46 protein-coding genes are annotated in these 24,801 nt (G+C 62.2%); 27 read left to right on the top strand and 19 right to left on the bottom strand.

What is annotated here, in order from left to right; translation table 11 throughout:
* Window positions 1-61: 61 nt before the first annotated feature.
* Genes SynA15127_RS06035 through SynA15127_RS06025 form a run of 3 tightly spaced genes read left to right on the top strand, consistent with a single transcriptional unit; the run spans window position 62 to window position 1,788 of the window.
* Window positions 62-547, top strand: coding sequence for a hypothetical protein (locus SynA15127_RS06035; protein ID WP_186485406.1), 486 nt, complete (start codon window positions 62-64; stop codon window positions 545-547).
* A 16-nt stretch (window positions 548-563) separates the two neighbouring features.
* On the top strand, window positions 564-992 hold the full coding sequence (locus SynA15127_RS06030; RefSeq protein ID WP_186485405.1) for an NUDIX hydrolase: 429 nt from the start codon (window positions 564-566) through the stop codon (window positions 990-992).
* Window positions 985-1,788, top strand: coding sequence for an ABC transporter ATP-binding protein (locus SynA15127_RS06025; protein ID WP_186485404.1), 804 nt, complete (start codon window positions 985-987; stop codon window positions 1,786-1,788). The genes SynA15127_RS06030 and SynA15127_RS06025 overlap by 8 nt, the downstream gene beginning before the upstream one ends.
* Here the strand turns inward: SynA15127_RS06025 and SynA15127_RS06020 are convergent.
* Both SynA15127_RS06020 and SynA15127_RS06015 read right to left on the bottom strand, forming a co-directional pair.
* Complete coding sequence (locus tag SynA15127_RS06020) at window positions 1,769-2,047, bottom strand: DUF3764 family protein (RefSeq protein ID WP_186485403.1); 279 nt, start codon at window positions 2,045-2,047, stop codon at window positions 1,769-1,771. The genes SynA15127_RS06025 and SynA15127_RS06020 overlap by 20 nt on opposite strands.
* 16 nt (window positions 2,048-2,063) lie before the next feature.
* The gene (locus SynA15127_RS06015) at window positions 2,064-2,903 is read right to left on the bottom strand and encodes a metal ABC transporter permease (RefSeq protein WP_186485402.1); all 840 of its coding nucleotides are present in this window, start codon (window positions 2,901-2,903) and stop codon (window positions 2,064-2,066) included.
* 130 nt (window positions 2,904-3,033) lie between these two features.
* On the opposite strand from SynA15127_RS06015, the gene SynA15127_RS06010 reads away from it, so the two are divergent.
* From SynA15127_RS06010 to SynA15127_RS05990, 5 genes are read left to right on the top strand one after another with little or no spacing between them, the layout of a single operon-like run.
* Complete coding sequence (locus SynA15127_RS06010) at window positions 3,034-4,350, top strand: 1-acyl-sn-glycerol-3-phosphate acyltransferase (protein WP_186485401.1); 1,317 nt, start codon at window positions 3,034-3,036, stop codon at window positions 4,348-4,350.
* A 12-nt stretch (window positions 4,351-4,362) separates the two neighbouring features.
* On the top strand, window positions 4,363-4,857 hold the full coding sequence (locus SynA15127_RS06005; protein ID WP_186485400.1) for an NfeD family protein: 495 nt from the start codon (window positions 4,363-4,365) through the stop codon (window positions 4,855-4,857).
* A 50-nt stretch (window positions 4,858-4,907) separates the two neighbouring features.
* Entirely contained in the window at window positions 4,908-6,251 is a 1,344-nt protein-coding gene (locus SynA15127_RS06000) for a flotillin family protein (RefSeq protein ID WP_370594028.1), read from the top strand.
* Window positions 6,251-7,477, top strand: a complete 1,227-nt coding sequence (locus SynA15127_RS05995) for a flotillin family protein (protein WP_186485399.1) — start codon at window positions 6,251-6,253, stop codon at window positions 7,475-7,477. The genes SynA15127_RS06000 and SynA15127_RS05995 overlap by 1 nt, the downstream gene beginning before the upstream one ends.
* A gap of 30 nt (window positions 7,478-7,507) precedes the next feature.
* Complete coding sequence (locus tag SynA15127_RS05990) at window positions 7,508-7,759, top strand: hypothetical protein (RefSeq protein WP_186485398.1); 252 nt, start codon at window positions 7,508-7,510, stop codon at window positions 7,757-7,759.
* Here SynA15127_RS05990 and SynA15127_RS05985 read toward each other — a convergent pair whose 3' ends face one another.
* Together SynA15127_RS05985 and SynA15127_RS05980 are read right to left on the bottom strand one after the other, a co-directional pair.
* A complete protein-coding gene (locus SynA15127_RS05985; RefSeq protein ID WP_043690918.1) occupies window positions 7,760-8,515 on the bottom strand; it encodes a metal ABC transporter ATP-binding protein in 756 nt (251 codons plus the stop codon).
* Window positions 8,515-9,390 (bottom strand): metal ABC transporter substrate-binding protein, encoded by an 876-nt coding sequence (locus SynA15127_RS05980; protein WP_255475611.1) that lies wholly within the window; start codon window positions 9,388-9,390, stop codon window positions 8,515-8,517. The genes SynA15127_RS05985 and SynA15127_RS05980 overlap by 1 nt, the downstream gene beginning before the upstream one ends.
* A 198-nt stretch (window positions 9,391-9,588) precedes the next feature.
* On the opposite strand from SynA15127_RS05980, the gene SynA15127_RS05975 reads away from it, so the two are divergent.
* Together SynA15127_RS05975 and nth are read left to right on the top strand one after the other, a co-directional pair.
* Complete coding sequence (locus SynA15127_RS05975) at window positions 9,589-9,969, top strand: DUF6447 family protein (RefSeq protein ID WP_186485396.1); 381 nt, start codon at window positions 9,589-9,591, stop codon at window positions 9,967-9,969.
* Window positions 9,970-9,975: 6 nt separating this feature from the next.
* Window positions 9,976-10,629 (top strand): endonuclease III, encoded by a 654-nt coding sequence (nth, locus tag SynA15127_RS05970; protein WP_186485395.1) that lies wholly within the window; start codon window positions 9,976-9,978, stop codon window positions 10,627-10,629.
* Here the strand turns inward: nth and SynA15127_RS05965 are convergent, their stop codons facing one another.
* Both SynA15127_RS05965 and SynA15127_RS05960 read right to left on the bottom strand, forming a co-directional pair.
* Window positions 10,630-10,914 (bottom strand): 2Fe-2S iron-sulfur cluster-binding protein, encoded by a 285-nt coding sequence (locus SynA15127_RS05965; protein ID WP_186485394.1) that lies wholly within the window; start codon window positions 10,912-10,914, stop codon window positions 10,630-10,632. It lies immediately after the preceding gene.
* Between the two features lie 43 nt (window positions 10,915-10,957).
* The gene (locus tag SynA15127_RS05960; protein ID WP_186485393.1) at window positions 10,958-11,554 is read right to left on the bottom strand and encodes a nucleoside kinase; all 597 of its coding nucleotides are present in this window, start codon (window positions 11,552-11,554) and stop codon (window positions 10,958-10,960) included.
* 153 nt (window positions 11,555-11,707) lie between these two features.
* Here SynA15127_RS05960 and SynA15127_RS05955 point away from each other — a divergent pair, with 153 nt between their 5' ends.
* Window positions 11,708-11,953, top strand: coding sequence for a DUF4278 domain-containing protein (locus tag SynA15127_RS05955; RefSeq protein ID WP_255475610.1), 246 nt, complete (start codon window positions 11,708-11,710; stop codon window positions 11,951-11,953).
* On the opposite strand, the gene SynA15127_RS05950 is transcribed toward SynA15127_RS05955, so the two are convergent.
* Entirely contained in the window at window positions 11,947-12,654 is a 708-nt protein-coding gene (locus tag SynA15127_RS05950) for a response regulator transcription factor (protein WP_186485392.1), read from the bottom strand. The two genes, SynA15127_RS05955 and SynA15127_RS05950, sit on opposite strands and share 7 nt — an antisense overlap.
* Window positions 12,655-12,680: 26 nt before the next feature.
* Window positions 12,681-12,860, bottom strand: coding sequence for a hypothetical protein (locus tag SynA15127_RS05945; protein WP_043690899.1), 180 nt, complete (start codon window positions 12,858-12,860; stop codon window positions 12,681-12,683).
* Window positions 12,861-12,928: 68 nt separating this feature from the next.
* Here SynA15127_RS05945 and SynA15127_RS05940 point away from each other — a divergent pair, with 68 nt between their 5' ends.
* The gene (locus SynA15127_RS05940) at window positions 12,929-13,069 is read left to right on the top strand and encodes a hypothetical protein (RefSeq protein ID WP_186485391.1); all 141 of its coding nucleotides are present in this window, start codon (window positions 12,929-12,931) and stop codon (window positions 13,067-13,069) included.
* 45 nt (window positions 13,070-13,114) lie between these two features.
* Here SynA15127_RS05940 and SynA15127_RS05935 read toward each other — a convergent pair whose 3' ends face one another.
* A complete protein-coding gene (locus SynA15127_RS05935; RefSeq protein WP_156957069.1) occupies window positions 13,115-13,261 on the bottom strand; it encodes a hypothetical protein in 147 nt (48 codons plus the stop codon).
* 244 nt (window positions 13,262-13,505) lie between these two features.
* On the opposite strand from SynA15127_RS05935, the gene SynA15127_RS05930 reads away from it, so the two are divergent.
* Both SynA15127_RS05930 and SynA15127_RS05925 read left to right on the top strand, forming a co-directional pair.
* Window positions 13,506-13,709, top strand: a complete 204-nt coding sequence (locus SynA15127_RS05930) for a hypothetical protein (RefSeq protein WP_186485390.1) — start codon at window positions 13,506-13,508, stop codon at window positions 13,707-13,709.
* A gap of 87 nt (window positions 13,710-13,796) precedes the next feature.
* Window positions 13,797-13,964 (top strand): hypothetical protein, encoded by a 168-nt coding sequence (locus tag SynA15127_RS05925; protein ID WP_186485389.1) that lies wholly within the window; start codon window positions 13,797-13,799, stop codon window positions 13,962-13,964.
* A gap of 16 nt (window positions 13,965-13,980) precedes the next feature.
* Here the strand turns inward: SynA15127_RS05925 and SynA15127_RS05920 are convergent, their stop codons facing one another.
* Window positions 13,981-14,193, bottom strand: coding sequence for a hypothetical protein (locus tag SynA15127_RS05920; RefSeq protein ID WP_255475609.1), 213 nt, complete (start codon window positions 14,191-14,193; stop codon window positions 13,981-13,983).
* A gap of 102 nt (window positions 14,194-14,295) precedes the next feature.
* Between SynA15127_RS05920 and SynA15127_RS05915 the strand changes: the two genes are divergently transcribed.
* The 3 genes from SynA15127_RS05915 to SynA15127_RS05905 all read left to right on the top strand — a co-directional run bounded on the left by SynA15127_RS05915 (window position 14,296) and on the right by SynA15127_RS05905 (window position 15,370).
* Window positions 14,296-14,469, top strand: coding sequence for a hypothetical protein (locus SynA15127_RS05915; protein WP_186485388.1), 174 nt, complete (start codon window positions 14,296-14,298; stop codon window positions 14,467-14,469).
* Window positions 14,466-14,813, top strand: coding sequence for a ribbon-helix-helix protein, CopG family (locus SynA15127_RS05910; RefSeq protein WP_186485387.1), 348 nt, complete (start codon window positions 14,466-14,468; stop codon window positions 14,811-14,813). Before SynA15127_RS05915 ends, SynA15127_RS05910 begins: the two co-directional genes overlap by 4 nt.
* 338 nt (window positions 14,814-15,151) lie before the next feature.
* The gene (locus SynA15127_RS05905; RefSeq protein ID WP_255475608.1) at window positions 15,152-15,370 is read left to right on the top strand and encodes a hypothetical protein; all 219 of its coding nucleotides are present in this window, start codon (window positions 15,152-15,154) and stop codon (window positions 15,368-15,370) included.
* Here SynA15127_RS05905 and SynA15127_RS05900 read toward each other — a convergent pair.
* Window positions 15,349-15,540, bottom strand: a complete 192-nt coding sequence (locus tag SynA15127_RS05900) for a hypothetical protein (protein ID WP_186485386.1) — start codon at window positions 15,538-15,540, stop codon at window positions 15,349-15,351. The genes SynA15127_RS05905 and SynA15127_RS05900 overlap by 22 nt on opposite strands.
* Before the next feature lie 27 nt (window positions 15,541-15,567).
* Entirely contained in the window at window positions 15,568-15,936 is a 369-nt protein-coding gene (locus tag SynA15127_RS05895; RefSeq protein ID WP_370594027.1) for a hypothetical protein, read from the bottom strand.
* Between the two features lie 14 nt (window positions 15,937-15,950).
* Between SynA15127_RS05895 and SynA15127_RS05890 the strand changes: the two genes are divergently transcribed.
* Together SynA15127_RS05890 and SynA15127_RS05885 are read left to right on the top strand one after the other, a co-directional pair.
* Window positions 15,951-16,337, top strand: coding sequence for a DCC1-like thiol-disulfide oxidoreductase family protein (locus SynA15127_RS05890; protein WP_186485385.1), 387 nt, complete (start codon window positions 15,951-15,953; stop codon window positions 16,335-16,337).
* Between the two features lie 168 nt (window positions 16,338-16,505).
* Window positions 16,506-16,703: a hypothetical protein gene (locus SynA15127_RS05885; RefSeq protein WP_186485384.1), complete on the top strand. Its 198-nt coding sequence runs from the start codon at window positions 16,506-16,508 to the stop codon at window positions 16,701-16,703.
* 3 nt (window positions 16,704-16,706) lie between these two features.
* Here SynA15127_RS05885 and SynA15127_RS05880 read toward each other — a convergent pair whose 3' ends face one another.
* Entirely contained in the window at window positions 16,707-16,979 is a 273-nt protein-coding gene (locus tag SynA15127_RS05880) for a hypothetical protein (protein WP_186485383.1), read from the bottom strand.
* A 328-nt stretch (window positions 16,980-17,307) separates the two neighbouring features.
* Between SynA15127_RS05880 and SynA15127_RS05875 the strand changes: the two genes are divergently transcribed.
* A complete protein-coding gene (locus SynA15127_RS05875; protein ID WP_186485382.1) occupies window positions 17,308-17,448 on the top strand; it encodes a hypothetical protein in 141 nt (46 codons plus the stop codon).
* Between the two features lie 39 nt (window positions 17,449-17,487).
* Here the strand turns inward: SynA15127_RS05875 and SynA15127_RS05870 are convergent, their stop codons facing one another.
* The gene (locus SynA15127_RS05870) at window positions 17,488-17,736 is read right to left on the bottom strand and encodes a hypothetical protein (protein WP_255475607.1); all 249 of its coding nucleotides are present in this window, start codon (window positions 17,734-17,736) and stop codon (window positions 17,488-17,490) included.
* 189 nt (window positions 17,737-17,925) lie between these two features.
* On the opposite strand from SynA15127_RS05870, the gene SynA15127_RS05865 reads away from it, so the two are divergent.
* Window positions 17,926-18,105: a hypothetical protein gene (locus SynA15127_RS05865; RefSeq protein WP_186485381.1), complete on the top strand. Its 180-nt coding sequence runs from the start codon at window positions 17,926-17,928 to the stop codon at window positions 18,103-18,105.
* On the opposite strand, the gene SynA15127_RS05860 is transcribed toward SynA15127_RS05865, so the two are convergent.
* The 4 genes from SynA15127_RS05860 to SynA15127_RS05845 all read right to left on the bottom strand — a co-directional run bounded on the left by SynA15127_RS05860 (window position 18,106) and on the right by SynA15127_RS05845 (window position 20,021).
* Complete coding sequence (locus tag SynA15127_RS05860) at window positions 18,106-18,273, bottom strand: hypothetical protein (protein ID WP_173402111.1); 168 nt, start codon at window positions 18,271-18,273, stop codon at window positions 18,106-18,108.
* Window positions 18,274-18,288: 15 nt separating this feature from the next.
* Window positions 18,289-19,167, bottom strand: a complete 879-nt coding sequence (locus SynA15127_RS05855; RefSeq protein WP_255475606.1) for an SDR family oxidoreductase — start codon at window positions 19,165-19,167, stop codon at window positions 18,289-18,291.
* Between the two features lie 63 nt (window positions 19,168-19,230).
* A complete protein-coding gene (locus tag SynA15127_RS05850) occupies window positions 19,231-19,584 on the bottom strand; it encodes a hypothetical protein (protein WP_255475605.1) in 354 nt (117 codons plus the stop codon).
* Between the two features lie 191 nt (window positions 19,585-19,775).
* The gene (locus SynA15127_RS05845; protein WP_043690867.1) at window positions 19,776-20,021 is read right to left on the bottom strand and encodes an RNA-binding protein; all 246 of its coding nucleotides are present in this window, start codon (window positions 20,019-20,021) and stop codon (window positions 19,776-19,778) included.
* Window positions 20,022-20,752: 731 nt separating this feature from the next.
* Here SynA15127_RS05845 and SynA15127_RS05840 point away from each other — a divergent pair.
* The 5 genes from SynA15127_RS05840 (at window position 20,753) to SynA15127_RS05820 (ending at window position 23,985) form a co-directional block, all read left to right on the top strand.
* On the top strand, window positions 20,753-21,709 hold the full coding sequence (locus tag SynA15127_RS05840) for an orange carotenoid-binding protein (RefSeq protein WP_186485379.1): 957 nt from the start codon (window positions 20,753-20,755) through the stop codon (window positions 21,707-21,709).
* A gap of 1 nt (window position 21,710) precedes the next feature.
* Entirely contained in the window at window positions 21,711-22,433 is a 723-nt protein-coding gene (locus tag SynA15127_RS05835) for a fatty acid desaturase (RefSeq protein WP_255475604.1), read from the top strand.
* A 44-nt stretch (window positions 22,434-22,477) separates the two neighbouring features.
* Entirely contained in the window at window positions 22,478-22,798 is a 321-nt protein-coding gene (locus tag SynA15127_RS05830) for a hypothetical protein (RefSeq protein WP_186485377.1), read from the top strand.
* Between the two features lie 651 nt (window positions 22,799-23,449).
* Window positions 23,450-23,653, top strand: coding sequence for a DUF4278 domain-containing protein (locus SynA15127_RS05825; RefSeq protein WP_186485376.1), 204 nt, complete (start codon window positions 23,450-23,452; stop codon window positions 23,651-23,653).
* Window positions 23,654-23,796: 143 nt separating this feature from the next.
* Entirely contained in the window at window positions 23,797-23,985 is a 189-nt protein-coding gene (locus SynA15127_RS05820; protein WP_186485375.1) for a hypothetical protein, read from the top strand.
* Window positions 23,986-24,234: 249 nt separating this feature from the next.
* On the opposite strand, the gene SynA15127_RS05815 is transcribed toward SynA15127_RS05820, so the two are convergent.
* On the bottom strand, window positions 24,235-24,453 hold the full coding sequence (locus SynA15127_RS05815) for a hypothetical protein (protein WP_186485374.1): 219 nt from the start codon (window positions 24,451-24,453) through the stop codon (window positions 24,235-24,237).
* A gap of 196 nt (window positions 24,454-24,649) precedes the next feature.
* Here SynA15127_RS05815 and SynA15127_RS13520 point away from each other — a divergent pair, with 196 nt between their 5' ends.
* Window positions 24,650-24,784 carry a hypothetical protein gene (locus SynA15127_RS13520; protein WP_255475603.1) on the top strand — a complete coding sequence of 45 codons (135 nt, stop codon included), beginning with the start codon at window positions 24,650-24,652 and terminating at the stop codon, window positions 24,782-24,784.
* The last annotated feature ends 17 nt before the right edge of the window (window positions 24,785-24,801 follow it).

Genomic DNA, 24,801 nt, shown 5'->3' with positions numbered 1-24,801 from the left:
GGGACCAGGGACTTGCACCCGATCCGACGAGGGGATGTGATGACCTCAGCGCCTGTTCCCCATGACGACATCCAACCGTCGCGATGAGCTGCTGCTGGCCTACCGCTGGCCCGCAGCCATCGTGGTCTCCAGCATCGTGCTCGCGGCGGCAGCGGTGGTGCTCGCCTGGACCGCGGTCCGTCTGCTGAAGAATCCGATCCCGGTGCGCATCGAGGGCGGACTGGATGTGGAACGTCTGGTGATGCCCGCGGCCATCACGATCCGCACCGAAGGCCCGCTGCCGGTGACAGGCACGGTCGGCGTGAAGGATCAGGTCGAGATCAGCGGCCAGGCACCTCTGGCGATCAAGGGCCCGATCACCGTTCGGAGCATCGAGGCCCCGGTGAAAGTCGGTGGTGCGGTGACAGCCCGGGTGGATGCCATCGAACAACCCATCAGCGTGACCGGAACGGTGAAGGTGGACGACACGGTCCGCATCGGGGGGTCGGTGAAAGTGGAGGGCAAGGTCGGCGCCGACGTTCACCCGAAGCTGTTGCCCATCAAATGATTCGGCAGACCGTTCGATGACCTACTCCGTCGCCCTGGCGATGCTGCAACGCGACGGCTGCTGGCTGCTGCAGCTGCGCGATGACATCGACACGATCATCTACCCGGGCCACTGGGGTCTGTTCGGCGGACACGTCGAAGCGGGAGAGGCCCCGGAGCAGGCGGTGCTGCGCGAACTGGAGGAGGAGATCGGCTGGAGACCGGAGACGGCCCTGCCGCTCTGGTTCAGCCACGACAACGGCAACCGCATCGCCCACGTGTTCCGAGGAGAACTGACCGATCCGATCGAACGTCTGCATCTGCAGGAGGGGCAGGACCTGAAGCTGACATCGATGGAGGAACTGAGCAGCGGCCACCTCTGGAGCGATCATTGCGGCGAGACGCGGCCGATCGCTCCTGGCCTCCGGGTGGTGATCGAACGGCTGCTGGCGGAAGCCGATGGCTGAGGTGTGGTTCGAAGCACGGCAGGTGGAGGCCTGGCTGAGCGGCAGGCCCGTGATCCATCAGCTCAACCTGACCCTTGAACTGGGGCAGTCGACAACGGTGCTCGGACCCAACGGGGCCGGCAAAAGCACGTTGGTGAAACTGATCGAGCGCAGCCTCCATCCGATCGTGCAGGCTGACGCCCACCTGAAGCTGTTCGGCAGCGAGACGGTGAATCTCTGGCAGCTGCGAAGCCGGCTCGGGGTGGTGACCACGGAGCTGGAAACGCGTTTTCCCCCAGGGGTCGAAGCCCGTGATGTGGTGCTCAGCGGCCTGTTCGGCTCGATGCGTCTCGGCCGGGATCAGACGCCCACCCCCAACCAACGCCGCCATGGGGATGCCCTGCTGCACCAGCTGGGTCTGGAGACCATCGCAGAGCAGCGCTTCGGGCAGCTGTCCGATGGCCAGCGACGACGGCTGATGATCGCCCGCGCCCTCGTGCACTCGCCTGAGGTTCTGGTGCTCGATGAACCGAGCCGTGCCCTTGATCTGAAGGCCGCCCATCAGCTGCTGCAGACCCTGCGGCAGCTGTGCCGCAACGGCACGACGGTGGTGCAGGTGACGCATCGCATCGACACCATCGTTCCTGAAATGCAGCGGGTGCTGTTTCTGGATGGTGGGACTGTGGTGGGGGATGGATCACCGGCACAGATGCTCACCGCCGAGCGGCTGAGCGCTCTTTTCGACACCGATCTCAGCGTGGTTGAGGCCAACGGCTACCGGCAGGTGCTGCCGGCCTTCAGGCCAGCCAGCGGGTGATCACGGTGCCGTCGTAGACGTGTCCGGAGGCTTCCACCACAGGTTTGGTTTCAGGGTTCATGAACACGTCGTGGAGGACGTTCTCGGGCCCCTGGAACATCACGGTGGCCCGCTTCGGATCGTCCTTGCAGACACCGATGTAGAAGGTGCTGACGCCCATCTGAGCGAACATCGCCTGCTGCTCCGGGGCGTTCATGTGATCGCGGTACTCCTCGAAGCTGTTGCTGAGCCTGAAATCCAGAACAGTGGTCTCGGTCATGGATGCGAACCGCGGATCAGGGACTGAGGTTGGAGTGACTCCTCAGCACACCATGGCGGGGAGCCAGCAGAAAGACCAGCAGAAACTGGGCGGTCTGCACCAGCACGATGCAACCGGCTGTGGAGCTGTCGCTCCAGTAGCTGATGAACACCCCCAGCACACTGGAGAGCACGCTGCTGAGCACCGCCAGCAGGGTCATCCGATCGAAGCGATCCGTGAGCAGGTAAGCCGTGGCCCCGGGGGTCACCAGCATCGCCACCACCAGGATGATGCCGACGGTCTGCAGACCGGCGACGGCTGCCAGCGACAGCAGCCCCAGCAGCATGTAGTGGAGCAGTCCGGTGTTGATGCCGATCGAGCGGGCGTGGGTGGGATCGAAGCAGAACAGCATCAGATCGCGCCGGAACAGCAGCAGCAGCGACACCACCAGAGCGGAGATGAGCAGGGTCTGCTGCAGGTCGGCCGAGGAGATGCCCAGGACGTTGCCGAACAGGATGTGGGTGAGATCGATGTTGCTGCGGGTCTTCGACACCAGCACCAGCCCGAGAGCGAAGAAACCGGTGAACACCAGACCGATCACCGTGTCCTCCTTCACGCGCGATTTCTGCTTGACGAAGCCGATGGCAGCCACCGAGCCGACGCCGAAGACGAAGGCACCGAGGGAGAACGGCAGGCCGAGGGCATAGGCCACCACCACGCCGGGAAGCACCGCATGGGAAACGGCGTCGCCCATCAGCGCCCAGCCCTTGAGCGTCATGTAGCAGGAGAGCAGACCGCAGACTCCTCCCACGAGGGCACTGACCAGCAGCGCCCGCACCATGAAGGCATGACTGAGGGGGTCCAGCAGGAACGACATCACCGGCGCATCGGACCGCAGACCTCAGTCTTTCAGTCGATCGACCGGGCAGGTCCAGGTGCGGGTCCGTCCCGGGGAGGGAACTGATTCCCCAGCAGCCGATCAGGCTCGGGTGGTCTGCCTCTGACGCGTGCCGCACGCTTCGATCCAGTCCGCCAGACCAGCCCTGAGGCGTCTGCCGACCCGGGCAAGCCGCACGGTGCAGGCCGTGTTGCGTCGACTGCTGCCTTGGGTGTTCACCAGTCAGCGGCTGCAACTGGACCATGGCAATGCCGACGAGGGGCTGGCGCGGGAATTCGCCGCCCAGCAGCAGGGGGAGCGAACCCTTCTGCTCGCCTTCCGGCATCCCAGCCCGCGGGATCCGCTGGTGCTGGCGGATCTGTTCTGGACGGGGGTGCCTGAGGCTGCGCGCCGGCTTGGCCTGACACTGCCGCGCCCGATCGAACTGCGGTTCCTCTACGACCGCGGCATCCCGCTCTGGGCCGGACCATTGATCGGTTGGCTACTGCAGCGGTGCGGCGGCATCGCGATCCACCGGGGACGGCTCGACCGACCTGCACTGAAACAGGCTCGCGATGCTCTGGCCCAGGGTCGCCACGCCCTGGTGGTGGCCCCTGAAGGAGCGACCAACAACCTCTCCGGAGAAATGGCTCCCCTCGAACCGGGGGTGGCCCAGCTGGCCTTCTGGGCAGCGGAAGACATGGATGAAGCGGACGATCCCCGCCCGCTTCATGTGATTCCTGTCGGCATCCGCTACAGCTGGCGTCGACCGGACTGGGCGGCTCTGGAAGCGCGGCTGACCGCACTCGAGCAGCACCTCGGGCTGAGCCCGGAGGATCAGGGGAACCGCCGGGAACGGCTTCTGCGCATCGGCGCAGAGCTGATCGAGGCCCTCGAACAGCTGGAACGGCTGCGACCGGAGCCGGATCAACCGTTGACCCAGCGGATCGAGGCCTACCGATTGCATGGACTTCGCAAGGCTGAAAGCCATTTCGGACTGCGGGCCAGCGGCACATTGCAGGAGCGCTGCCGCCGCATCGAACAGGCCGCCTGGGACCGCATTTACCGCGAGAACCTCGATCAGCTGCCACCGCTCGAGCGCAGCCTGGCGGACTGGGAGGCGCATGCGGATCAGCAGCTGACCCGCATGCGCCTGGTGGAGCACTTCACCAGCGTCAGCGGTCACTACGTGAGCGATCAACCAGACTTCGACCGCTTCGCGGAGATGGTGCTGCTGGTGGAGGAGGCGATCGGATGGATCGAGGCCAGTCCCTGGAATGGCAAGCCTTGCCTCGGTCCGCAGCGGGTCGAACTGAGTCTCGGTGAGGCGCTCGCCGTGCAACCACGGGTGGCCGACTACCGCAGCAACCGCCGACAGGCCGTGCAGCAGCTCACCAACGATCTGGAGCAGGCACTCACGGAGCTGATGCGAGCCAGACTGGAGTGATCACCGCCAACCATGCTGCTCACTTACCTGTTCTCCCTGCTTGCCGGGGGTGTGCTCATCGCCCTGTCTCTGGAGGGTGACAGCGGGGCCGATGGAGCGGGCGGCAATCTCAGCCTGCTGTTCAGCACCCCGTTCTGGTCCTTCGGCCTGTGCGGGTTCGGTCTGTGCGGTCTGCTGCTCAGCCTGCTGACCCGCAGCGGCACCGTTCTGCCGACGGTGGTCCTGGCTCTTGGGATGGGCGTGGCCATGGGACTGGCCGCGGCAAGGCTGCTGGGCCTGATGGGCCGGCGGGACGTCGACAGCCTGGTGCGCAGCGCTGATCTGATCGGGCGGGAGGGCATCGTCACCCTGGCGATCGAAGCGGAGAGCCGCGGCTTCGTGGAGCTGACGGCACGCGGCAGCCTGATCCGCCGACCGGCCGTCAGCAACGGGGGAAGCTTGCCTCAGGGCACCACGGTGGTGGTGGTGGCCAGTGAAGGGAACACCCTGCGGGTGGATCGCATTTGATGGCGGTTCGACAGGATCGGCGCTAGGGAAGGCATCTCCTGCCGAATCGAATGAAAGGGCCACCACTTCAGAAGCAGCCCCTGCTGCAGGTGCAACCGGCATCCCCGCCGATGTGGACCAACGAGCGCAGTGACAACTCTGTTGTGCTGGGCGCTGTCGGCGGTGTCTTCATCGGGCTGATCGCCCTGACCCTGATCAGCCGCTGGATGATCCGCATCTGCCGACCCAACGAGATGCTCGTGGTGACCGGTTCCCGCTCGGACCATGGCAGCCAGGGCATGAAGGGATACCGGGTGGTGGCCAACGGTGGCTGGACCTTCGTCAAGCCGATTCTCGAAACCGCCCGCCGTGTCGACGTCACGCTGCTGCCGGTGGTGGTGGAGGTGCGCAACGCCTATTCCCACGGCGGAACCCCGCTGAACATCCAGGCCATTGCCAACGTCAAGGTGAGCACCGATCCGGAGGTGCGCAACAACGCCATCGAGCGCTTCCTCGGTCATGACCCCTCGGAGATCGTGCAGGTGGCCAAGGAGAACCTCGAAGGCAATCTGCGCAGTGTGCTGGCCCAGCTCACCCCCGAACAGGTCAACGAAGACCGGCTCCGCTTCGCCGAGCAGATCGCCGAGGATGTCGGTCAGGACATGCGTCGACTGGGGCTGCAGCTGGACACGCTCAAGATCCAGAGCGTCTTCGATGACGTGGACTACCTGAATTCGATCAGCCGACGCCGCGTCGCCCAGATCGTCCGCGATGCGGAGATCGCCGAAGCGGAGGCGATCGGTCAGGCCGAGCGGGTGGAAGCGCAGATGGAGGAGGTGGCCGAGGTGATGCGCACCGAGGCGGACACCGTTGTGCTGCAGAAAACCAATGAGGTGCGCACCAAGGTGGCGCAGATGGACAAGCAGGCCCGCTCCGAGGAGGAGCGCACGAAGGCGGCTGAGCAGGAGGCCAGGGCCCGCGCCGAGCAGCAGCTGCAGAAGGTGCGTGCGGAGCTGGAGCGCCTGCGGCTGAAGGCGGAGGAGGTGCTGCCGGCCCAGGCCAGTCAGAAGGCCAAGGAACTGCGGGCCCGGGGCCAGGCGGCGGCCACGGCGGAGGACGTCAAGGCCAGCGCTCTGGTCAATGACCTGCTCACCCAGGTGTGGGAGGAAGCGGGCAGCACCGCGGAGCTGGTGTTTCTGCTGCAGCAGATCGAGATGGTGCTCTCCCAGGCCACGCGTCTGCCGGCCCGCCTGAAACTTCAGCGGGTCACGGCGCTGGACGGCAACGGCGCCCAGTCCCTCGCCAGTCTTGTGGCCCTTAACCACGTGGTGGTGCGCCAGTTCTTCGAGCAGGTGAACGAGATTCTCGGCATCGATCTGCTCGGCACCCTGACCAACTCCCAGGAGAAACACTGATGTTCATCGCACTCGGTCTGACCGGCGCCGCCGGCGTCTGGGCGTTCGTCGTGCTGCTGCGTCAGCTCTACTACATCTGCCAGCCCAGTGAAGTGCTGATCTTCGCCGGCCTGCGGCGGACCACCGGCAGCGGTAAGCCGGTGGGGTATCGCACCAGGCGAGGCGGCAGCGCCCTGCGCATCCCTCTGCTTGAAGAGGTGATGCGCCTTGACCTCAGCAACATGATCATCGACCTGAGGGTGGAGAACGCCTACTCCCGGGGCGGGATTCCCCTGAACGTCTCCGGCGTCGCGAACATCAAGATCTCCGGTGATGAGCCGGGCATCCACAACGCGATCGAACGCCTGATCGGCAAATCACAGGACGAGATCCGTCACATCGCCAAGGAGACGCTGGAGGGCAATCTGCGCGGTGTGATGGCCAGCCTCACCCCCGAGCAGCTCAACGAGGACAAGGTGACCTTCGCCCGCACCCTGCTGGAGGAGGCAGAGGACGATCTGCAGAAACTCGGCCTGGTGCTGGACACCCTGCAGATCCAGAACATCTCCGATGACGTTCGCTATCTCGATTCGATCGGTCGCAAGCAGCTGGTGGAGCTGAAACGGGACTCGCGCATCGCCGAAGCGGAGGCCAGCTCCCAGTCGGAGGTGAAGAAGGCGGAGAACGAGCGGATCACCGCGCTGCGGCGACTGGACAAGGAGCTGGCCGTGGCGACGGCGGAGGCGGAGAAACGTATGCAGGATGCGCTCACCGGCCGTGATGCGTTTGTGGCGGAGGTGGAAGCGATGGTCGGAGCCGAGCTGGCCCGGGCCCAGGCCGAAGTGCCTGTGCAGGAGGAACGCATCAAGCAGGTGATGCAACAGCTCGAAGCCGATGTGATCGCACCGGCGGAATCCGAATCGCTGACGATGATCGCCGATGCCAAGGGTGAGGCCGCCACGATCGTGGAACAGGGTCGTTCCCAGGCCGAGGGTCTCCGGGAACTGGTGGAGTCGCTCCGACGCTCCGGCGACGACGCCAAACGGTTGTTCCTGTTGCAAAAGCTGGAGCCGTTGCTCACCATGCTGAGCGACACAGTTCAGCCGGTCGAGGTCGAAGAAGTGACCCTGATCGGAGAACGCGAGGGGCAGGTCAACCTGTCCCTGGCCACCCTGCTCAAGCAGCTGCAGGACAGCACGGGAATCCGGCTGCTGCAAAACGACTCCGAGCCCTCCAACGGCTCCTGATCCCCTTCCACGATCTCCACCCTCCCCGCCATGTCCCGCGTCACCCGACTGATCCGTCGTCTCGACAAGGTTCTGAACCGCCATGACAGCTTCGGTGACAACCCGGATGGGTTCGTCGATGCCGTGTTCGACGAACTCGAACGCGAGCTGGAGGCGGTTCTGCAGAAATCCAAACCCGAGTACTGGGCCGAGATCTATGTGGAGCGGGACCGGGCCCGCATCAAACAGGCCGTGCTGAACCGGGTGATGGAACGCGGTTCGACAACGGCTGACCAGGAGTGATCAGTGCGGGGCTTCAGGGGTGCTGTTGCCGGTGAGCAGATCCGGCGGCAGCCCCCCGAAGGTCATCGCCAGATTCTCAGGAGTGAACACTTCGGAGGTCTCTCCGTAGGCGAGCACGGTCTTGTTGATCAGCACCACCAGATCGCAGAAGTCGCGCACATGACTGAGGTCGTGGGTGGAGATCAGGATCGTGCGACCTTCCTCGCGGAACTGCAGAAACAGCTGAGCCATGAGCTGTTCGGTGCGCACGTCCACGCCATTGAACGGCTCATCGAGGAGCAGCACATCAGCCCGCTGAGCGATGGCCCGGGCAAGGAAGGTGCGCTTGCGCTGGCCGCCTGAGAGCGCAGCGATCGGCCGGTTGCGCAGCTCGAGCAGGTCGACCCGCTGCAGTGCATCGCCCACGGCGACACGATCGCTGCTGCGGGGAATCCGCAGGGGATTCATGGAGCCGTAGCGGCCCATCATCACCACATCCCAGACCGAGACGGGGAACTGACAATCGACGCCCTCGCTCTGAGGGACGTAGGCCACCGCCTGCTGCCGCTGGGCCTCCCGCACACTGCGGCCGTTGATGCGGATGTGGCCGCGGGATGGCCGCACGAAGCCCGTCAGCGCCTTGAACAGGGTGGACTTGCCGGCACCGTTCATGCCCACGAGCCCGCAGATGCAACCCTCAGGCAGATGCAGGCTGGCGTCGTACAACGCAACAGTGCCGTTGTAGTCGACGCAGAGCTGCTCCGCCTCGATGCGCATCACCCCTTGCCTCCGGCCAGACCGTCGCGGATCAGCTTCACATTGTGCCGCTGCAGGTCCAGCAGGGTGGATGCCGGGCCATCCGCTGAAGAAAGGGAATCGACGTAGAAGGTTCCCCCGAAGCGGGCGCCGGTGGCTTCCGCCACCTGACGCTGAGCCGCGTCGCTCACGGTGCTCTCACAGAACACCGCCGGCACCTGCCGTTCCCGCACCAGATCAATTAACCGGGCCATCCGCCTCGGGGTGATCTCACTTTCGGCGTTGACCGGCCACAGATAGGCCTCGCGAAGGCCGTAATCATCCGCGAGGTATGAGAAGGCACCCTCGCAGCTCACCAGGACGCGCCGCTGCTCAGGAATCCCCGCCAGCGTGCGGCGCAGCTCTTCGTCGAGAGTCTGGAGACGATTCTTGTAGAGGCGGCCGTTGGCGGCGAAGACATCCGCTCCAGCGGGATCCAGACGCGTGAAGGCCTGCACCAGACGATCCACATAGGCCATGGTCCGTTTCGGCGACATCCAGGCATGGGGATTGGGCTTGCCGGCGTAGGCGTCCTCTCCGATCAGGAGCGGCTGCATTCCCTCCGTCAGTGTGAGCGTGGGAATGTCGCCGGCCGCAGCGGTGAAGCGCCGGGCCCAGAGCTCCAGACCAAATCCGTTCTCGATGATCAGGGACGCTCCCGCGGCCCGCTCGATGTCGCTGGGGGTGGGCTGATAGCCGTGGATCTCCGCACCGGGCTTGACGATCGAGCGCACCTGAAGACGCTCGCCGGCCACATTGGCGGCCAGATCCGCCAGCACGGTGAAGGTGGTGAGCACCGTCGGACGCCGATCCGCGGCCTGTTGCACCGGCTCCCGGCCGCAACCGAGGGTCAGCATGGTTAGCGAGACGAGAAGACAGGAGGCAGACCGAATCCGCCGCCGCAGGCGCACCATCAAGAACGAACAGGATCTGACTCACTGTTGCGGAAGATGCCGCCTTGCACGATATCGTTACGATATTAACTATATATCCAAGCAATATCCCACGTGCAGAAATCGATGGAAGAATGAGATGGAGGATCAGCGGCACCAGACATGACGCGTTCAGGCCCCTCTCCGCTGCCCCCGCTGCTTCAGATCGACGGCAACCGCTACAGCCGCGACAGTCTGCCCAGGGACGTGCAGGATCTGGTTCTGCAGCTGCAACGGGCTGACGCCGTGCTCGCGCACTGGCGCCGGGATGTGCTGGTGCTCAGAACGGCACGCACCGATCTTCAACGGCGACTGGGCGCCGGACTGGCAGGGCTGCCCAGCCAGGCAGAGGCCAGCACACCCACACCATCGCCGGAGCCATCGCCGGAGCCGGAGCCGGAGCCCTCCAGCGAAACGCCGGCAGCCCAGGCGGGGGCGGTGCGACGCGCCAAGGACCGGGTGAAGGGACTGTTCCGCCGCTTCGGCGGTGGGCGAGAGGACTGATCGATCGTGCGCAAGAAGGAGCGAGCCGAACGGGTGATGCAACGCCTCGAGGAGCACTACCCCGAAACACCGATTCCCCTGGACCACAGCGATCCGTTCACGCTTCTGATCGCCGTGCTGCTCAGCGCCCAGTGCACGGACAAGAAGGTGAACGAGGTGACACCGGCGCTGTTCGCCGCAGGACCGACTCCTGCTGCGATGGCAGAGCTTGATGAGGAGCAAATCCTCGGCTTCATCCGCCAGCTCGGACTGGCGAAGACCAAGGCGAAGAACGTGCGCAGGCTGGCCCAGCTGCTGCTGGAGCGCCATGACGGCGCCGTGCCAGAGAGTTTCGAGGAGCTGGAGGCTCTGCCCGGGGTGGGGCACAAGACCGCCAGCGTCGTCATGTCCCAGGCCTTCGGTGTGCCCGCTTTCCCGGTGGACACCCATATCCATCGCCTGGCTCAGCGATGGGGGTTGAGCAACGGGGAGAACGTGGCGCGCACTGAGCGTGACCTCAAGGCCCTGTTTCCAGAGAGGGCCTGGAACAGGCTCCACCTCCAGATCATTTTCTACGGGCGCGAATTCTGCACGGCACGCGGATGCGACGGACGGGTCTGCCCCCTCTGCAGGGAGCTGTATCCCGACCGTCGCAAACCGGTGATCACGCAAAAGGCCTGATCAGTTCAGGTCGTCTTCAGCGTTGGCCTTGATGGCGCAGTCCGCTGTGGGATAGCTGACGCAGAGCAGTGCGAACCCCTCGCCGATCTGATCTTCATCCAGGAAGCTCTGGTCGGTCTGATCCACGGATCCGCTGATCAGCTTTCCGGTGCAGGTGGAACAGGCTCCGGCTCGGCATGAATAAGGAAGATCCACACCGGCCTCCTCGGCCGCATCGAGGATGTAAACGTCGTCAGCACAGTCGAAGCTGGCAGCGCCTTCGATGCTGATTTTGTATGTGGCCATGGAACGGGGAAATCTGCCTGGTTGTTAGCCAGACCTCGGGGGATCAGCTGTCGCCGATCAGACGACCGACGGCCGTGATGCCGTGCTGCGGATCCCGGACCACAAGATCGGCATGCTCCCGCAGCGGGCGGATGAAACGGAGCTCACCTGGCAGCATCTCCCGCAGCATCTGACGAATCACGTAACGGGGTGAGCGGTGGCGGTGGCGCACATCACGGCTCAGACGGCGGACCAGTCGGACGGGCAGCGATTCCTCGAGATAGATCAGTCCATCGAAGGGAAAACCCTGGATCAGATCCTGGGGGCCGTAGGACCCTTCCAGCACCACAAGGTCGTAGGCACCGTCGATGACGCGACGCCCGACCGTGCGGGAACGCATGTCGTAGAGGCGAAGGCTGGCGGCCCGGCCGGATCGCGCCGCTTCAAGGTCCGAGCGCAGGGCATCCGTATCGATGGCCTCGACCGTGTCGTAACCGAACAGCGGATGCGGGGTCCAGTCGCTGCGGTAGTAGTCGTCGCAGGCGACGGTGAGCGGAGACCGGCCGCGACCACGGAAATGGTCAACCAGTGCAGCGGCAAAGGTGGTTTTCCCGGCGGCGGAGGGGCCGCAGATGCAGAGAACAGGAATCGCGGGCTCCATGGCGCCATGCTGGCAGCCGGATCCGGACGGCAAAAAAGTAGCCGTTGCTACAGAAATGTTCTATGATCGGAGCACGTTGAGCCCCTTCCACCGGGGCTGCAGTCAGACCCGCGTCAGGCAACGGGGACGTGGGCGCTGTACAAGGAGCCTGTGATGAACACGCTTCAACTGATCAAAACCCGCACCATGCGCCGTCAGGCCGTCGAGCGGGCTCGTCTGCAGATGACGAGGGACTACGACAACGCCGAACACACCGATGCACAACACACCACCGTGCGCCGGGACAGCCGCAGGACGCTCTGCTACAGGGGCGTGTCCTACGAGCCGAATCGCGATCAACAGCAAGCAACCGCCGGGCTGGAGCTGCGTTACCGCGGCATCCGTTACGGGGTTTACTGAGCCGAGATCCATCCGTGCAGAAGAGCCTGCACGGCCAGCTGAGTGCGATCACGCACGCCCAGCTTCTGGATCGCCGCACTGATGTGGGATTTGACGGTCTCCGTTGAAATCTGCAGCTGCTCGGCGATCTCGCTGTTGCGGGAGCCACCGGCAATGCAGGACACCACCTCGAGCTCCCGCTCCGAGAGGGTGTCCCTGGCCTCCAGGCGCGAGGGAGGATCGCCGACCGGCCTTAGAGCGGCACGCACGGCTCCCGGATAGAACAACCCGCCTCGGGCTGTCACCTGCAGGGCCTTGACGAAATTGCCGCTGCCGCCGCCGAGGGCCGATATGAACAGAACGCCATCGGCACCGGCCAGCATCGCCTCCTGCACCACCGCCTGCGTCTCCCGGCGCAGAAAGATCAGCAGACGGGTCTGAGGCAGAGCCTGCTTGAGACGCTGCAACAGGCGGATGCCATAGCCGCGCTCGAGATCCTCGCTGGCCAGAACCAGATCAGGGCGATGCCGCAGCGCGTGCTGCACCCCTTCCTCCTCTGTGGTGACCGCCGCTTGGACGCCCCCGCTGAAGACCTCGGCATCCGCGACGGCACAGAGAGCCAGGTGGTCGCCGAAGCAGAGCAGCACCCTCTGGCCGCGAAGCAGGTCGCGGCATTCCGCGGTGACCCTCTGCATCTCCGGCGATCCGACACGTAGATCCACGGGAGAGCCCGATGGTCATTGACGTTCTAGCGGTGGGAGTCGAGCGGAGCATCCGCTTCCTCGCCATCGCGACACACGATTCCCTTCACCCGGCCACTGTGCAGCCGCCTGGCCATGGCCCAGGCATCCCGCTGGCCATTCGCCAGGATCCGGCGAATGAGCAGATCGCCATTCACCTCCAGAATCAGGTCGTAGACAGGGGGCATGGAGGCAGGTGAGGCTCTCCATCCCTGATTAATTCAGCTTCAGAGGATGCACATCCCCCAAACAGGGGATGACAGGAGAGAGCCAGCGCCGGATCGAGCAACTGAAGAAACGAGGAAAACAGAACCAGCTGGGTGAAGAACAGGAAACGCTTCACGGCTTCGACAACGACGGCTCCTCAACGTATGGAGAGGTCGGCATCCGGTTCTGAAGCCAGGCTGAGACGTACCTGGCAGACCGCTGAACCGGTTCGCGATCAGTCGTCGCTGCCGCCTTTGGGAACGAAGGCCTGCGAGGCAGCCACCAGAAGACCGGTGATCAACAGGGCCGGAAGGATCACGGCAGGACCGCCGGGAGCCGTCTGGGAGGCGAACAACAGCATGAGCCGAACAACGCAGATCACCGATCAGATTGCCAGACATCCCGGGAATCAGGACTGCGCCGCAATGGATCTGCGCACTGAGGAACAGCATCGCCACAGAGCGCTGCCGACCCTTGTTAACTTTTCTTCACATGCAGGCTTCCAATGACGGATTATTCCATTGCCATCGAAGCTCTGATCGCCGTCAGCCTCGTGCTGACAGGGTTGGTCGTTTACGTGCTGAGGCAACCCTCGGACCTTCCCAGCTTGCGCAAGGAGAACTGAGATGTCGATCGACGCCCGCTGCCGCGAGCAACAGAAGGTGGCAGATCGCATGTTCATGGATTTCAAGTACACACCGGCCGGATCTCCCGAGCAGGTGCGCGCCATCGGCACACTCACCTTTCTGATGAGCATGTGGGCGGATTTCTTCCTGAATTCCGAGGTCAAACGCATGGATGCCGTGCTGGCTCTCGGCCGCAGCCACTGAATCCATCGACCCAGCCACCGCTGGTCCAATTCGGTTGCATTCTGGACTCAACCTGTGACAAGACTGAAAGACGTCACCAAGCCATCCGTGGACCAACTGATCATCCATACGGTGCGTGGAAGCACGATCGAATCACTCGGGGAAGGCTGGTACTGGGCCTGCGATGCCGACCACCACTGCTGTCGCGTTGAAGGACTGTGGGAAGCACAGACGATGATCCGGGAAGCCGAGGTGCACAACCGCCCGCTGACGTAGGGCCTGAAGTCCGGGTTCAGATCCCGCACCCCCCCTCGAAGGTGTTGTCGTCGGATTCACTCAGCAGGCTCTGCAGCCGGTCGAACAGCTCCTGATCACCGACGATGACGCGGCGGCGCCCGTCCTCACCCATGTAGGTGAGCCGGCCATCCCCGTCGACGACCAGGGCCGTCATCGGCGTCACTGGATCCTCAGCGTTCATGCCCGGGCGACAAGCAACGGACTGCACGATGGCAGGCCCCGAGACATCACGGAACCGATTAGGTGTAAGCACGCATGCCGTCTTGCGATGCGCGCGCTCCACTGAAGCCAGATTGCTTCCGCAGGCGCCATGACTTCCTGCCCCTGGCCCAGACGAACCGGCTGGCTGGATCGCCTGCACGACTGGTGGACACCACCGGAGCGCATCCTGAGGTCTTCAGCACCGGCTGCCGTGGCTGAACAGGATCAGACCCGGCAGGAACTCTGGGAGACCCTGATGCGTGGTGGCATCTGGCTCTCTTGAAGCTGAAACTGCCGAGGCAGCTGCGGCGAGCCCTGAGACAGAGGGCTGAGCAGACCGGTACCAGCCGGGGCGAGGTGGTGCTGGAAGCACTGAAGCAACATCTCGAGACCACGCCGCCCATCGCGGTGGAGGCACGGCTGCGCTGCGTGGAAGCGCAGCTGGCACTGCTGCAGAGCCAGCTGCAGATCGGTGAGGTTGCGGCAGCCGGTCACCGGGACGCATCGGAGGCCCGAAAGCAGGCTTATCAACAGTGGTTGCGCCATTTCGAAGCGCACCCTGACGAGATCGAAAGCGGTCGCGACGCCCATGAAATGGCCGCCCTGAAAGCGGCGACGGCAGCCTGATCAATGAAGCTTTACACAGGTTTTCCACAGGCCACTGTCGCGGGCTGAATGGGAATTGACACAGGACAGGCGCAAGGCAACCATGTGTGTCGAAACCAAGCCGAAAAACTCGGGAATCAGACCGGATCCGAACAACGACGAAACCTCGAGAGGCTAATTCTGGAAGGGGTTTTCAGCGAATGGTACCGACCAGCGAAAAGCCAGAATCATCCGGGCAGGATCCGGTCTTCACAACAGACCGTTAGAGGCGGATTGACGATAACTTTCCGAGATCAATGCGACAAATGAAGCGATCACAGCACACAGTCATGTGGAAAAACTGTTACGACTGATATCTGATGCTTCTGCACCTGCTGCCCATGGCTTGTTGCGAGCGTTGCAGCAGCAACGGCAGCCTTCACTACCGGGTGTCGACAACAGCGAGACCGGAGTGGCATTTCGTCTGCCCTGGCTGCTGGCCAACGACGAGCCTTGAGGAGGGATATCGCTACGGAGGAACCCGCAAGCGGAGCGGACGCCGGAGACAGCGACGACCTCAGCAGGCCACGACGGGATAGAGAAACAGCTCGCCCTGAATCACACCACAGGTTGGCCGATGCGTCTGCCGACGACGTGGGGGATGCACCGCCACAGGAGAGAGCTCTGCGAGAACCTTGCGGGGGCGGATCTGGGATGCACGCATCCATTCCTCGGCACGGAATGTGGCGTAGGGGGAGCTGGGAGCCATGGGGAGCACTGGACTAATACACCTGTTCTAGTGCGTTTGTACTGGTGCGTCAACGAGGGGCTCGCAGGCATGCTCGATCACGTCACCACGCCGTTCCAGGAACTCCGGACGTTCGCCGAGCGGTTCGCGCCACCACCAGCGGCCATCCGTGTAACTGGGCGGCCCCGCATTGTTGGTGCGAGGAAGCTGGAGGGTCGTTCCGCGCCAGCTCAGCAGGATCCCATCCCCCGGCAGGGTGCCATCACTGGAATTGGGAATGCCGCCGGCAAGACCGCGCACATCGACCGCCCCCGCGACACGCTCGAGCTGGAGCCGATCCCCGTCACAGAGCCAGTCGGCGGAGACCGGCAGGGCCCACAGAATCAGCAGCAGGGCCGCAACGAGCAGGTGAAGCACGACAGACTCCGGTTATGCCACTCACCCTCGTCTACGACGGCGGCTGCCTCTTCTGCCGCAGCTTCGCCCTCCGCAGTGAGCTGCTCGGCGGCCTGCCGGACCTGAAGATTCTTGATGGCCGGGCCGATGATGCCCTGCGGCGGTCGCTCGAAGCCAGAGGGATGCGCCTGGCGGATGGCGCCGTGCTGATGGAGGGGGAACAGGCCTGGCACGGAAGCGCTGCCATCGCCGAACTGAGCGGACGGATGCAGCCGAGCGATCCGCTGCTGGTGGTGCTGCGCGATCTGTTCCGCGATCGCAGCCGCGCCGAAGCGCTGTATCCAGGACTGCTGCTGGCACGCCGACTCGCTCTCGGCCTGCGAGGACTGCCCGTGGACCCGGATCAGCATCCTCATGGATGACATCTGAGACCAAGCACTGGCACGCGAGGGGCATCCGGGCCTACGGTTGGGCCATCACTTCAGATTTCCTTAAGCATCGACTTCGATCCCTCTGTTCCTGATGCCCTGAGCCATCTGCAGCTCAGCGCCCTGCTCAAGGCAGCTGAAAGGGGTGCTCAGGAGCGTGAGATGGGGGTTGATGAGGATGATCTGCTGAGGGCTGCCCTGTCGGCCTGGGCTGACCAGACCAGGGAACTGCTGCAGTGGCTGGAGCTACAGGGCGATGCGGTGGGTAAAACGCGCACAACGAAGCAAGTGATGGCACTGGGCAGCGTGCGCACCCACATGGTGATGAGCTTGAAGGCTCTCAGATATTCCGAAAGCTGAGACTCAGAGACCGCGATGGCGGTCACAGACCTCTTCCAGAACAGCCAGGAACTGCTCCGGCTCGGGTTGCTGATCGATCGAGAAGCGCATCGCCGTGTTCACCGTGAAACTGATCCAGGCCTCTGCCTCCGGTCCGCCGCCGGCCATGACGATGTCGTAGCAGGCCTGGAAATCGGAATCGGGAGCGAGATCCCGGGCTGCATTGATGGCGGCGTAGAGGCGATCCAAACCGGACACCTGCGGATCAGCAAAAACAGCGCGGATCTGCTCGATCATCAGCTCACACCTTCCAACTCCGGCTCAGCTTGTCCAGAACTCATGAGCTGGTCTTCAAAATCCTCGAGTGTTGCCTTCATCTCGAGCAACAGAACTGCGAGAGACACACCGAAGTCACAACAGAACGTCTCTGACACTGAAGCCATTCAGACCACACAAGATTTCTAAAAGTTGGCAGGTGCGATCTGTGGATGCTCGCAATCGGTGTTCACAAACCCGGATCGCCGCCCGTGGCTTCAAGCCACAAGAGGAGCAGCCTCTTCGTGGTCATTAAGCCCCAGCTCGTTCATGCGACGCAGGATGCCATCACAGTCCCTGCAGCGGCAGGGTGGCATACCAGCATCCACACGGTGAAAAAGAAGTGGAAGGATCTGATCCTCATCGTCGTAAAAAAGGACCATTCGTTCTGACGCTGTTGATGACTGTTCTGATGGATGTTGAACAGAAAAGAGGGCAACGACAACACTGAACCATGCGAGAGTTCGGCTCTCCTGACACGGTCAGAATTTCAGGATTCGACAACAACAAGTTGCTGAACATTCAGGCCGGCTGAGCGAGCGTCGGCCATCAGGCTGTCGACGCAGTCAGACGAGAAACTTGCCTGACCAGCCAGCAGGGTGTCCCAGTCAGCACTGGGGAAATGGGTCTGCAGCCAGAGGGCACCGACCACACTTCCGATGCTGAGACGGTGGAGACCGGCGACATCACAGGGTGTGGTGATCAGATCCAAAACGGATTGAGTTGAGACTGAAACCATGAGAACTCAGGGTCGAGCTGTCAACTGTTCGAGTTGCTACAAAAAACCTTTTTCGTGTCCCGGCCCTGCCGACTGGCGCCGAAAACACAGCTCTGGTGAGCCGATCGCACCTTCACAGAAAAAACTCAGATCCGTCCAAGGACATTCCCTGTGCTGCGCGTTACACCTTGATCAGTGAAGAAATCCGTGATGGCGCGTTTCAACCTGAGCCTGATCACTGACCATCTGCCCCGCATCGGTCGGCGCCGCACAGCGCCGGTGGCCGATCCACGGACCAGCGCACCGGTGAACCAACCACCCCTGGACTACTGGGCGATGGACTGTGCCACCCACCCCTGGAGAAAAGGCTGCAAGGACTTTGACGTCTGATCAGATGAGCAGTCCACCGGACGGAGCAACCGGCCCTCGAAGTCCTGGCTGTTCAGGTTGCTGCTGGGGCACGACCCGGTAACGGATGCGAACCCTGACCCTGGAACCGCAGGTGACCAGAAGCGCAAGGGTCAGGATCACCGCCAGGCCGATCAGGGGTCTGCTCAAAGGACCAACAACGAACTACAGAGCAGGAACCTGCTCAAGCATCGAGGCGACCCGGGGTGTGAATCCCATCGCCCGGAGCCGGGCATTGCTGACACGGGCATTGAAGACACGGGTGTCCGGACGATCGTGGTTATCCCAGATCACCGGGGGGAGGCCATCCTCATCGCAGAGGGCATTGGAGAGTTCGCGTCGGGTCATCTGCATGTCGTCGACAAGGTTGTAGAGCCCCTGCAGACGACGCTGGAAGGCGAAGTCCACACCACGGATGATGTCCATCAGATGCACCCAGGCGTTGATGTGATTGCCGTTCTTGGGAACCTGCTGTCCGGAGGCACGACGGATGTAATCCGCGATGTTCTTGCCCGGGCCGTAGATCCCGCCGAGACGCAGAACGCTTGCCTGCACCGAAGAAGAGTTCAACGTGAGCACCGTGGACTCCGCATCCGCCAGCATGGCGTTGGTGGGGTTGCTGAGATCGGGGGGTGTGAGCTCGTTGACCACCTGTCCCGCTTTGTCGCCATACACACCGGCACTGCTGAGGTAGGTCACATGCAGTGACTGCTTGCTGGAACGCTGCTGGATCGATTGAACCAGGGCGGGAATCGCCTCGCCGTAGACCGCCTTGTACTGATCTTCTTCGTAGGTCGACGTTGTGGGTGCCATGGCAATCAACAGGCCATCCAGCTGGTCGAGGAAGCTGGTGTCGGCGGATGGATCCCCGGCCTTGAAGATGCGGGGATGGTCGACCACGGCGCAGAGTTCACCCAGGCGATCTGGGCTTGTGGTTGTGCCGGTGACCTCGATGCCGTTGTTACGCATGTGCAGAGCGACAGCACTGCCTACATACCCACAACCGATGATTCCGAAACGTCCCAACATGCCCTGGTCAAACATCTTTCACACAACGTAACGAGCCAACCTGTCGAATGGTGTATCAACGCCGTCAGGACCAACGGCTCAAAGCAGAACCGTGAAGATCCAGACGATCAGCGCGATCAGCAGACCTGCTCCGACGATGGCGCCGGTGACGATGAAAGCGCCGGCAGCGAAGCCGACGCGGGTCATGGTGCGCGGGAACAGGAGGTAAAGCGTGAGCCCCAGGGCCAGCGGCCACATGGGGGGCAGCAGTACACACACACCAGCCAGAATGGTGAGCTTGGTGCGCAGCTGCTTCTGCTGCTCGTCGCTCTGCAGTCGCTCACTCTCCTCTCGCTCCAGCTCGAGACGTTCCTCATCACTGAGCCAACGGCCGTGATGGCGTGCGACATGAAGGTCGCGCTCCAGTTGCTGAGGCGTGGTGGTCTCGGACATGACTTCAGAGTATTCACATTTCATCGGCAGGCCTGTGCGCTCAGGCAACAGCAGACGTGTGCGTGGGTCGTGCCGACCTCATCACTTGTGGAGAGGGGAACTCCCCCGGGTGGGATCAGCTTCAGCTGATGCCCATGAAAAAACATCCCCCGATCGGGGGATGTTGCCTGCACCTGTTCGAACGAATGGCGTCAGCGCTTCGGCTCAGCCTTGCGCACGGTGATGCCGCGTCCCATCCATTCAACGTTCTGCAGATCGTCGATCGCGGAGGTTTCATCCGCCTCATTCGCCAGGTCGACGAAGGCGAAGCCACGCTTGCGGCCGGTCTCACGATCCAGGGGCATGGAGCACTTGCTCACTTCGCCGTACTGGGTGAACAGATGGATGAGGTCCTCTCTCTCAGCGTCCCAGGAGAGATTTCCAATGAAGATCGTCAAAAAATTTGGCCAGAAAGGCGGTCGACACCACCTTCTCACATGATGGGGTCCAACCGTGGTCACGGAGGCAGGCAGGCCATCTCCAACTTCGGCGTTCCGCTGCCTCGAGGCAATGCGCCTTAACACCGATTGTCTTTGTCGCCTGGAACACCAACACTGTGTGCATCGAGATCGGAGGAGCCATGACGGCCGACACTCCACCTGAGCACATCCGAGAAGCAGCCTGACTTTCCGGCCCCTGCTCCAACAGTTTCCACCCATGCGTGGGCCTTTCGTCTGCGACGACACAGCTGTGCGTCCGACCAGTCGACCATCCTCTGCACCGCCCAAGACCAAGGTGCCCTGAAGGATGCCGGCCCAACCTCTGGACTCCCTGGCCCCAGGCGCCATCAAGCCAGACGCTTCGACCGTTTCTTCAGTCCATTTGCTTGAGGTTCCAACACCCTTGAAGCATCACTGATTAGGTCGATTGCTATGCACAAACGAGCGAGATAGGCCGTCCTTCCCATCCGGGAGGGGCGGCCTTCCCCTTTGAGACGGGCCCGATCAGATCCGCAGAGCACCAGGCGGAGCGGACGTTTCGCTGCCTGACGAGCGCAGACCGGCAGCGACCCGACATACAAATCAGACTGCCATATACAAGATCACGGTCGCAACAACGCAAAGAAGCGCCAGGTACGCGTCAACCCGACACATAGTGTTACGGTTTTGACGCTCTGTGCCTTCCGCGGATGTTCACGCTCGACAAAGCTCGCCAGATCTTCCCGGACACGTTGACCGCGGATGCTGTTCCGGCGATCACGGCGCGCTTCAAGCTGCTGAGCGCGGAAGACCAGCTGGCTCTGATCTGGTTTGCCTATCTGGAGATGGGTCAGACCATCACGGTGGCGGCCCCCGGCGCAGCCCGCATGGCTCTGGCTCGACCGACGCTGGACGAAATCTTGGCGATGAGCTTCGACGAGCAGACAAAGGTGATGTGTGACCTGGCCGCCAAAATCAACAGCCCGATTTCGGCTCGCTACGCCTACTGGTCGGTGAACGTGAAGCTCTGCTTCTGGTACGAACTGGGAGAATTCATGCGTCAGGGCAAGGTGGCGCCCATTCCTCAGGGATACAGCCTGTCCGCCAACGCCAATTCCGTGCTGGAAGCCGTCAAGAAAGTGGAGCAGGGCCAGCAGATCACGTTGCTTCGCAACTTCGTGGTCGACATGGGCTACGACCCTGACGTGAACGACAGCGATGTGGTGACCGAGCCGATCGTGGCTCCCACCCCGGAGGATCAGCGCGAGGAGATCTTCATTCCCGGGGTGCTGAACCAGAGCATCCTGAGTTACATGCAGCTGCTCAATGCCAACGACTTCGATCAGCTGATCAATCTCTTCCTGGATGACGGCGCGCTGCAGCCCCCGTTCCAGCGTCCGATCGTCGGACGCGACGCCATCCTCAAGTTCTTCAAGCGGGATTGCCAGAACCTGAAGCTGATGCCTCAGGGCGGATACGGAGAGCCGACCGAGGGCGGCTTCAACCAGATCAAGGTCACCGGCAAGGTGCAGACGCCCTGGTTCGGACGCGAGGTGGGCATGAACGTGGCCTGGCGCTTCCTGCTGGATGAAAACGACAAGATCTACTTCGTGGCCATCGACCTGCTCGCCTCCCCGGCTGAATTGCTCAAACTGGGTGGCAAGTGAGTTGAACCGTCAGGGCCAGCAGGGCCTCGCCCTGGCTGGCCTGATCGGATCAGCCTGGCTGCTGACGCTGGCCTTCAGCCTGAACCTGTCACTGGATCAGATCCCACCGCTGCTGCTTGGCTCGGTTGTCCTGGTCAGGGCGTTTCTGCACACGGGACTGTTCATCGTGGCCCACGACGCCATGCACAACAGCCTCGTCCCAAAACAGCCTGGGCTGAACCGCCTGATCGGCAGGGTCTGCCTGTTTCTGTACGCCGGCCTGTCCTACAGGCTCTGCTGCCGGAACCACCGACGCCATCATCAGGCACCTGAATCCGATCGGGATCCTGACTATCAACGCTCCACCAATGACGGCATCTTCAGTTGGTATGTCCACTTCATGGGCAACTATCTGAGCTGGAAACAATTGCTGAACCTGGGTGGCTTCTGGTTCGTTCTCTTCAACCTGACGCGCCACCATCAGACCGATCATGGACTGCCGTTACTGCTGTTCTGCGTTCTGCCACTAATCATCAGTTCATGTCAACTGTTTCTGGTGGGAACCTGGATGCCACACCGGAGAGGAGTGACGTCACAACCGGGCATCACCTCTCGCAGCCTGGCGCTCAATCCTTTCTTGTCTTTCGCAGCCTGTTACCACTTTGGCTATCATCGTGAACATCATGATTCGCCATCCACACCCTGGTTTCAGCTGCCACTGCTTCGGGATCATCATCGCTCTTGATCGACCCTGATCACACCTGATTCCCCCTCACTACTATCTCTTTCATGTCGGCAACAGACTGGACACTCGAAGAACAAACCGTTGCCCGACATGCCTTTGAGCTCGGCAAGCATCGTTCGATCACTGCCTTGATCAACACATTGCAGGAGCAATCAAGTCAGCTCGATTCAGCAGAATCTGTCTGGAAACTACACGACTATCTCAGCACTGAACGTTATCAATACGAAGGACGTTCTGAATTTGAAGAAAGCAACGTGCTGTTCGTGCTGGCCGACATGATCAAACAGAAGTTGATCGCCATGGACGATCTCCAAGGACTGGATCAGAAGAAGGTGAGCAAAATCAAGGCGATGTCCATGTTCTGAGCGGCTGATCCCAGTCGCTCGAGGCACGCCGTCTCCAACTTCGGCGTTCCGCTGCCTCGAGGCAATGCGCCTTAACACCGATTGTCTTTGTCGCCTGGAACACCAACACTGTGTGCATCGAGATCGGAGGAGCCATGACGGCCGACACTCCACCTGAGCACATCCGAGAAGCAGCCTGACTTTCCGGCCCCTGCTCCAACAGTTTCCACCCATGCGTGGGCCTTTCGTCTGCGACGACACAGCTGTGCGTCCGACCAGTCGACCATCCTCTGCACCGCCCAAGACCAAGGTGCCCTGAAGGATGCCGGCCCAACCTCTGGACTCCCTGGCCCCAGGCGCCATCAAGCCAGACGCTTCGACCGTTTCTTCAGTCCATTTGCTTGAGGTTCCAACACCCTTGAAGCATCACTGATTAGGTCGATTGCTATGCACAAACGAGCGAGATAGGCCGTCCTTCCCATCCGGGAGGGGCGGCCTTCCCCTTGGGAACGATCTTGAAAGTCGGTATCAACCTGAACGACCATTCAACCGCCCAAAGTCTTATAAAAGGGACGTAGCGACAGCTACACACGTTCACTTCGCAATCGCTGCGAAGCGCAGTTCGACTCAGGCCATGGAACGGGGACCTGAGCTTGCTTCGAGGAACTCATCATGTCCGCTCTGCTTTATCGCGGTGCCGAGTACAACCAGCAGGTTTCTGCTGGTGCCTCCGCACCGGTTCAACTCACCTATCGCCGCAGCAGCTATCTGAGCAACAGAGCTGCCGCTGGCAACCCAGCCACCCCTCTCACCTACCGCGGCAACACCTACGTCCGTGGAGTGTCCTACGAGGAGATGGCTGCCAACTGGTGCTGATTGCCCAGACCCAGACCTTGCAAACCGGGCCGACATCGGCCCGGTTTTTTTGTGCACTTCAGACTTCAATTCGAAAGAAGGGCTGTTGATTGCAACTGTTCACACGACCTTGCGGGCATCGTGAAGAGAGATGAACACGAAACATGAGCGGATTGAGTGGAACCAAGGCTGACGATTTCATCAACGCCGCCCGCGCCCGCGGGGAAGCGGCCGTGAAGGACAAACAACCGAGACTCACCCGGCTGGAAACGGCGTTCCGCCATGCGGCACTGAAACGGCGATTCCAGGATGAGCGACGTCGTTCGGGCCGCATGAGTAGATCCGCTGAGTGACCTTTGCGGCGGGCCGACCATAGTGATGTTATCCCAAGGCTCCGAGGCCCCCGCGAGACAACTCATCAGTCACATCGCAGAGCTGCAGTCGCGGTTAGCTCACCCGCATCACTGGACGGAAGGAGAAAACATCAAAAACGCCGAAAAACTCCGGCAGCTGGAGTTCGAGCTGAGACGGCGTCAGGCCATGGGGGAAGAAAATCCCATCGAGACATACGGCATCAAATAACAGATCGAGCCGAACGCGAATCAGGTCTTATGGAGCTGCAAGAGCAGCTTCGCCGCCAGAATTCTGGAAAGACGTCGCTTGACCAGCAGGTCGCAGATCCAGTCGAACAGGGGAGGTGCATCCTCCACCGCGGCGAGTCGTTGTTCGAGCTGCTTCAGTTCCTGCCACCCCTGGCAACCCCGCAGTGCATCAATCAGGGTTTCCTCGGTCGGCTTGACAGACATCGGTGTCATGACCATGTCGATCCTGTTACTCCTTTTTGATTGCTAAGTCATTGAGGGCCTGTCTGTCATCAATCCGTCAGAACATCAGAAGCGGAAGCGACACAACTTGCCTGTGTAAGCCAACAAACATCCAGCAAGCAAGGTTGTCCCCAGATGGGGATTGGGCCTCAGGACTCAGCCGGAGTAGACAGAACCAGTGCGAGGTAACGCCATGAAACTCGACTTGGCCCAGGCACAACCGATGGGAAGCCTGATTGTTGAGGGAACCCACCGCCCCTTCCATGCTCTGGCCTGTGCACTGCGGCCAAGCACGATCCGGATCGCACGGCCGAGAAGCGAGAAGTGAACTACAACGGCCAACGC

Source organism: Synechococcus sp. A15-127 (assembly GCF_014280215.1).
Classification (GTDB): Bacteria; Cyanobacteriota; Cyanobacteriia; order PCC-6307; family Cyanobiaceae; genus Parasynechococcus.
Note: the sequence above shows the minus strand (reverse complement) of the source record. Positions and strands in the feature narration are given on the sequence as shown.